Annotated in this window: 4 protein-coding genes; 2 read left to right on the top strand and 2 right to left on the bottom strand. The window is 67.7% G+C overall.

Annotation, left to right across the window (positions count from 1 at the left end):
* The first annotated feature begins 19 nt into the window (after positions 1-19).
* On the top strand, positions 20-2467 hold the full coding sequence (locus NG1_RS34710; protein WP_062978096.1) for a transglycosylase domain-containing protein: 2448 nt from the start codon (positions 20-22) through the stop codon (positions 2465-2467).
* Between the two features lie 942 nt (positions 2468-3409).
* On the top strand, positions 3410-5080 hold the full coding sequence (locus NG1_RS34705) for a glycosyltransferase family 87 protein (RefSeq protein ID WP_062978094.1): 1671 nt from the start codon (positions 3410-3412) through the stop codon (positions 5078-5080).
* A gap of 10 nt (positions 5081-5090) precedes the next feature.
* Here the strand turns inward: NG1_RS34705 and NG1_RS34700 are convergent, their stop codons facing one another.
* Both NG1_RS34700 and NG1_RS34695 read right to left on the bottom strand, forming a co-directional pair.
* Positions 5091-6668, bottom strand: a complete 1578-nt coding sequence (locus NG1_RS34700; RefSeq protein ID WP_062978092.1) for a TerD family protein — start codon at positions 6666-6668, stop codon at positions 5091-5093.
* Between the two features lie 28 nt (positions 6669-6696).
* On the bottom strand, positions 6697-7366 hold a 670-nt coding region (locus NG1_RS34695; RefSeq protein ID WP_169812358.1), incomplete at its 5' end, for a TerD family protein.

Raw genomic sequence — 7366 nt, 5'->3', positions numbered from 1 at the left:
GGGTTCGCTGACCGAGGCGGTGGCCGACCGCGACCGGCGCGGCCCCTCCACCGGCCCGCGTCCGGCCACCGGCCCGCGTCCGGCCACCGGCGCGCGTCCGGCGGTGGACCGTGAGGGACGTCGCGTCCCGGGCAGTGGGCCCTCCACCGGCGAACGCAGGCAGACCGCGGGCGGCCCGCCGTCGGGTCCGCCGCCCCGCCGTGGCGGCGGCAGTGGTGACGGCTCCGATGGGCCGGGCAGGCGCCCTGCGCAGAAGAAGAAGTCGCCGTGGCGCATTGTGCGGCGCACCCTCTATGTCCTGATCGTGTTGGCCATCCTGCTGCCCAGCGGCATCTTCCTCGCCGCGTACACCACGGTGTCGGTGCCGCAGCCGGGAGACCTGAAGACCAACCAGGTGGCGACCATCCTGGCCTCCGACGGTGACACGGTGATCAGCAAAGTGGTGCCGCCGGAGGGCAACCGGACCGACGTCACCATCGAGCAGATCCCGCCGCACGTCCGCAACGCGGTGATGGCCGCCGAGGACCGGGACTTCTACACCAACCCCGGCTTCTCGATCTCCGGCTTCGCGCGTGCCGCCAGGGACAACGTCCTCGGCAAGGAGAGCGCGGGCGGTGGTTCGACGATCACCCAGCAGTACGTGAAGAACGCGCTGGTCGGTGACGAGCACTCGCTGACCCGCAAGATGCACGAGCTGGTCATCTCGGCCAAGATGGCGCGGCAGTGGAGCAAGGACGAGATCCTCGCGGCGTACCTGAACACCATCTACTTCGGTCGCGGCGCGTACGGCATCGACGCGGCGTCCAAGGCGTACTTCGGCAAGCCCGTGCAGGAACTGACCGTCGCCGAGGGCGCGGTGCTGGCCGCCACCATCCAGCTGCCCTCCAGCCTGGACCCGGAGAAGAACCCGGAGGGCGCGAAGACACGCTGGAGCTACGTGCTCGACGGCATGGTCTCCGCGGGCAACCTGAGCGCGGGCGAGCGGCAGAGCCTGCAGTACCCGCAGGTCGTGTCCCTCGCCTCGACCCAGGACAAGGAGCAGGACTCCGGCCCCGAAGGCCTGATCAAGACCCAGGTGCTCAGAGAACTCGCGGCGGCGGGCATCAGCGAGCAGCAGCTGAACACCTCGGGACTGCAGATCACCACCACGATCGACCCGAAGGCGCAGCAGGCGGCGGTCGACGCCGCCACGTCGAAGATGCAAGGCGAACCGGAGCAGCTGCGCACAGCGGTCGTCTCGATCGATCCGCACACCGGCGCGGTGCGCGCGTACTACGGCGGCAGCGACGGCCAGGGCTACGACTACGCCAACGCCGGTCTGCAGACCGGTTCGTCGTTCAAGGTCATCGGCCTCGCGGCCAACCTGGAGCAGGGCATTCCGCTGTCGCAGATGTACGACAGCTCGCCGATCACGGTGAACGGCATCAAGATCACGAACGTCGAAGGCGAGCAGTGCGGCATGTGCACCATCGCCGAGGCGCTGAAGCGGTCGCTGAACACCAGCTTCTACCGGATGCAGCTGGACATGCAGAACGGTCCGCAGAAGATCGCCGACATGGGTCACCGGCTGGGCATCCCGGACACCATCCCGGGTGTGGGCAAGACCCTGACGGAGTCGGACGGTTCAGGGCCGAACAACGGCATCGTGCTCGGTCAGTACCAAGCCCGGCCGCTGGACATGGCCTCCGCCTACGCGACGCTCGCCGCCTCCGGCGTCTACCACGCGCCGCACTTCGTGACGAAGGTGGTGACCGCCGACGGCCAGGTGCTGCTCGATCGCGGCGAAGTGGCCGGTGAGCAGCGCGTCTCGGCCGCGGTGGCCGACAATGTCACCGCCGCGATGAAGCCGATCGCCGGCTGGTCCCGCAACCACGGGCTCGCCAACGGACGCGAGTCGGCAGCCAAGACCGGCACTGCGCAGCTGCTCGACACGGGCGAGAACAAGGACGCCTGGATGGTCGGCTACACCCCCTCGCTGTCCACCGCCGTGTGGGTCGGCAGTGTCGACAATTCTCCACTGCGCAACTACAGCGGCGGCATGATCTACGGTTCGGGCCTGCCTTCCGACATCTGGAAGTCGACCATGGACGGCGCGCTCTCGGGTACCCGCAACGAGACGTTCCCGAAGCCCGCCCCGATCAAGGGCCAAGCCGGTGTCCCCGAGTGGTCGGCGCCCTACACCCCGCCCACCACCGTGGACTCCCCTCTGCTGCCGCCGGTCGTGGTCGCGCCGACCCAGGTGGAGATCCTGCCCGGCATCACCATCCCGGTGCCAGGCGTCCAGCCCGCACCGCAGCAACAGCGTCCGCAACAGCAACGCGAGTCGGACGCGGGTCCGCTGCCCGGCCAGCCGGTCGCACCGACCGACGGTTCGTCCCCCACAGCCACGAACGCACCCCGCGCGGGCAACAACGGAAACGGCAACGACGCAGGGACGACCGGGGCGCCCCCGACCCGGGGCCGATAGCCAGGGAGTCATGATCGATCGGCAGTCGGCGAAAGACCGAATGGAATTCGTCGACTGCCCGATCGTTCAGGTCAGCTCATTTATACAGCCAGCCTTGCTCCCCAGGCGGTCGAATACTTACCGACCTTCGGCAGCACTTTCTTTGTGAGCGTATCGCCCGGCAAAACAGCGCTCTCAATAGTTCCATGCGGACGCGCGCCCAGCTGTCGTATAAACCGCAGCTGCTGAGAATGTTTTCCCGCGATCGGAATCCCGCACTAATTCGAGCAAATAAACCCCGCCCGACGTAATTCCCAGTCAAAGGAAAGAGATATATTCAGATCAGAATGTTGTGCCTTAGTGGCGACCGGACGAGCCACCTGATGCGTTACGGCCCTGGCCGATCTAGCGATCGCTGGCCAGGGCCGACGCGGAGGCACGAATCAAGCCGGAGTGATGTACCAGAAACCATTTGGGTCCTGGTAGCACTTCTCCCTGACACCCGCCCAGCTCAGACATTCAGTGAACTTATAGTACCCCCGCAGGACAACATAAGTTCCATCCGATATCTGCACGCACTTGTCCGGAATACCTTTCCACCCCAGACACTCCGAGTAGGACGAATACCCCGCGGTGGCGTTTCCAGCCAGTCCGACCAGCGCCGCTCCAGCGACAGTCAGCGATATAAATAATTTCTTGAACATGCCCACCCCGTTTCGAAGTAGACGCGTCAGCATTGCGCGTCGACTGATCGAAATCATAACACCCATGCCATTACCTAGGAAGAGAATTAACCCTTTCGGAAGCTTAGTGTGCGGCGCGCGAGCGGCGGCAACGCCCAGAAGACCGGAGACGAGTCGATCCGGACCGCGCTGCGCCCTCCGGGTAGCCTCGGGTTCCGTGACCGATCAGCAGTTGGTGGAGCCACGGAGGAATGGGAGGGCGCCGCTGTCGGACCAGAAGATGGTGCCCGGTGGGGCGTACTACGCCGCTCCCGCTCCGCTCGCCTCCGATCTGCGATCGGCGGACGCGCGCGACCGGCCGAGCCGCAACGATTCCCTCGCCGCGCAACTGTCCACGGTGATCGGCGGGCCCGTCGGTGATCATGCGCTGATCGGGCGGGTCCGGTTCTGGACGCCCATGCGGGTGCTGCTGGCGTTCACCGTGGTGTTCCTGGCACTCGGCTGGTTCGGCAAGGCGGGATGCCTCCAGCAGACCGATGGCGCGGACGGCCCGACCCTCGACTGGAACAACGGCCGCCAGTACGTGGCGATGTGTTACTCGGACACCGTTCCGCTCTACGGCGCGGAACGGCTGAATGAAGGTGCCTTCCCGTACAAGAAGCAATGGACCGAGCAGACTCCCGACGGTGGGCGGGAGACGCGATACATGGAGTATCCGGTGCTCTCCGGCCTATACCAGTACTTCTCGATGCGGATCGCGAAGAGCTGGGACGCCGCACCGCTGCCCGGCGCGTTGCAGGTGGTGATCTACTTCAACGTCGTCGCGTTCGGTCTGGCGATGGCCTGGTTGATCACCGTATGGGCGTCGGCGCTGCTGTCCGGCCGCCGGATCTGGGACGCGGCACTGATCGCCTGTTCACCGTTGGTGATCGTGCACGCGTTCACCAATTTCGACGCGCTCGCGACGGCCTTCGCCGCCACCGGCCTGCTCGCCTGGGCCCGGCGCAAACCCGTGCTCGCGGGAATTCTGCTCGGTCTCGGCGGCGCCGCCAAGCTGTATCCCCTGCTGCTGCTCGGTCCGATCGTCGTGCTGTGCCTGCGCACCGAGACGATGCAACGCACACCGCGCACGCACCTCGGCCTGCGGATCCGCGATATCGACAGTTGGCCCGCCTTCCTGGCGTGGGTGCGCGAGACGCCCTACCGCGTCCAATTTCTCAGCGCCCGCCCGCTCGGCGCCGCGTCCGTCACCGTATGCGCCGCGCTGGCCACCTGGCTGGCGGTGAACCTGCCGATCGCCGCGCTGTTCCCGAACGGCTGGCGGGAATTCTTCCGGCTCAACACCACCCGGCATGCCGACCCGGACTCGATCTACAACGTGATCTCCTCGTTCACCGGCTGGCCCGGCTTCGACGGCGTGCTGACCCACGGGGAGCAACCCGCCATCCTGAACGCCGTCTCGCTGCTGGCGTTCGTCGCGGCCTGCGCGGTGATCGCCTACATCGGCCTCACGGCGCCGCAGCGGCCGCGGCTGGCGCAGCTGTGTTTCCTCGTGGTCGCGGCGTTCCTGCTGACGAACAAGGTGTGGAGTCCGCAGTATTCGCTGTGGCTGGTGCCGCTGGCCGTCCTGGCGTTGCCGCACCGGCGCGTCCTGCTGGCCTGGATGACCATCGACGCGCTGGTCTGGGTGCCGCGCATGTTCTACTACCTCGGCTTGGACCGCAAGGGCCTGCCCGAGCAGTGGTTCACCGGCACCGTCGCCCTGCGTGATCTGGCGGTACTCGGACTGTGCGCCCTGATCGTGCGCCAGATCTACCGCCCCGAGGAGGACTTGGTGCGGCGCGACTTCGTCGACGACCCCGTCGGCGGGATCGTCGACCGTATGCCGGACCCGCTGCTGGCGTGGCTGCCGGCGCCGCTGCGACCGCGACCGGCGGTCGCACGCGGCTGACCAGGCGATCTCACGGGGTGCGCAGGAAGCGCGCCTGCCGTTCCGGCTCCTGCGGCAACATGTCCAGATCGAGTTCCCACGCGCTGCCGGTCCACGGGTCGAACAGCGGCGTACCGCCGATGGTCGGCAGATGGCGGCAAGACTGCGACAGCATCGCCACGGTGGTGTCGGCCGAGTCGGATTCGTCGGCGCCGACGATCACGATGGACAGTCCGATCAGCTCGCCACGCGTCATCAGCGCACCGATCCGCTGCGCGTCCGAGCTCTGGTAGCCATGCGGGAAATCCGCGGCCAGCAGGACTCGATGCTCACTGGGCGGTGTGTACGCGCCACTCGCATAAGCCAATTCGGCCAGTTCGGCGGCGTCCACCAGCGCTTGCAACCGCGCCGAGATATCGGCGTGGTCGGTGATCGGCGGGCCGTTCAGCACCGGAGCCAGCAAACCGGTGAAGCCGCTGAACGCATCGGTCAGATCGATGATGTCCAGCAGTGTCCGCCGCTGCGGCGCCGTGGCGAGCAACCGCGCGAGCAGCGCGCCCACCACGGGCGTGACCGCACGGGTCGATTCGGCATCGATCCACAACGGCCGGTTCAGCGGCACGGGAACGCAATACGGAATGCGCACCGATCCCCGGTCGAGCGCGTACAACTCGCCGAGCCGGATACCGTCGCTCGGTGCGGGCGGCTTGTCCCAAACGGGGGAGTCCCAGGAGGCCAGGGCGGGCGGCAGCACCCGGTCGGCCTCGGCGAGTTCGCCCATCAGCTGTTCGGCGTCGCGCTGATGGTTGCGCTCGGCGGTGGCGACCAGCTCGTCGTGCCGTTGCTGCGCGACCCGGCGCGCCTGCTCGGCTGCCGGAGTGTTCCTGGTCGCCGGGTCGGAGACGGCGAGCGACAGCTCGTGATCCAACCGCTTGGCCGCGTACTCCCGCGCCGAGATCAGCGCGGCAGCCGATCGCGCGGCGTCCTCGAACACCATCCACAGCCGTTCCAGGCCGTGACCGACCTCCAGCGGCGCACCGGCGGCGGCGATCTGCGCGTCGCCCGCCAGCGGACCGGCCATGGTGTGCGTACCGGGTTGGTCGGGAGCCCCGGATTCCGTGGCCGCGCCGTCGACCTCGACGCCGTGCGCCGTGAGCAATGCGGCGAGACCGCCCGCGTAACCTTGGCCCACCGCGCGCAGCTTCCAAGCAGGACCGCGCCGGTACACCTCCAGACAGATCAGCGCCGTCTCACCGGACGACGGTGTGATCGCGAATTCCGCGGTCACGCTGTCGTTCTCGGACAAGGTGGCGGTGACCGGCCCGAGCCCGTCGGCCCGCGCGGGGGCGGCCGGGTCGGCGCTGACCACAAGCAGCACGGCCTTCGCGTCGGCGCGCACCTCGGTGAGCGTGATCGTGATCCCGTCGGCCGTCAACGCGACGCCCGCCGTGGCGGGCTGGTTGTAGAAGACGAAATCGTCGCTGGAGAACACCTTCAGGTTCTCCGCGACCACCAGCGCGGAAACGTCGAGGGCAGCCTCGGCGCGCGCACTGAAACGAACGACCTCACCGGTCAACGGGATGTTCTGACCGGCCCGCAGTTGAATCACCGTGTCTGCCCTGCTGTCGCGCCGCCGGTCAATTGTTGACGAGGAACCGGCCGAGTTGCGGCACCGCCTCACCCGGATGCTTGGCCTGGAAGCCCTCACCGAGCGCCTGCAGTTTCCAGTCGTTGCCGACCCGGTACAGCTTGGACATCGCCATCGCGGTGAACGGCATGCCACCGGCGAGCGTGTACCTGGCCAGCTCGCCGTTGTTGGTCCCGTCGACCAAGCGGCAGAACGCGTTCTGCACCTGCTCGAAGGTGTGGCCCTTGTAGGAGGTCACCACGAACACCAGGGTGGTGATGTGCGCGGGGATGCGGGTCAGGTCGACCAGGATCACCTCGTCGTCGCCCTCGCCCTCGCCGGTGAGGTTGTCGCCCTGGTGGCGGATCGAGCCGTCCTTCGAGGTCAGCTGACCGTAGTAGGCGACGTCCACCGGGTTCATGTCGGCGAACAGGATGACCGAAGCGTCCAGGTCGATATCGACCGTGCGGTTGCCGAACATGCCGCGGCTGCGCACCGGATCCCAGCCGAGACCCATCTTGACGAAGGTCAGCGCGGCGCCTTCCTTACGCAGGGTCACCCGCTGGCCCTTGACGAGGCTGACCGCGCGGTCCTTGCTCAGGCTGACCTCGGCGGGCTGCTGCGGTTGTTGCGGAACGGGCTGGCCGGGCGGCGGATACCCCGCCCCGGGGGCGGGCGGC

The organism is Nocardia gamkensis NBRC 108242, assembly GCF_001612985.1.
In the GTDB taxonomy this organism is placed as follows: domain Bacteria; phylum Actinomycetota; class Actinomycetes; order Mycobacteriales; family Mycobacteriaceae; genus Nocardia; species Nocardia gamkensis.
This window is presented reverse-complemented; position numbering and strand designations above follow the sequence as displayed.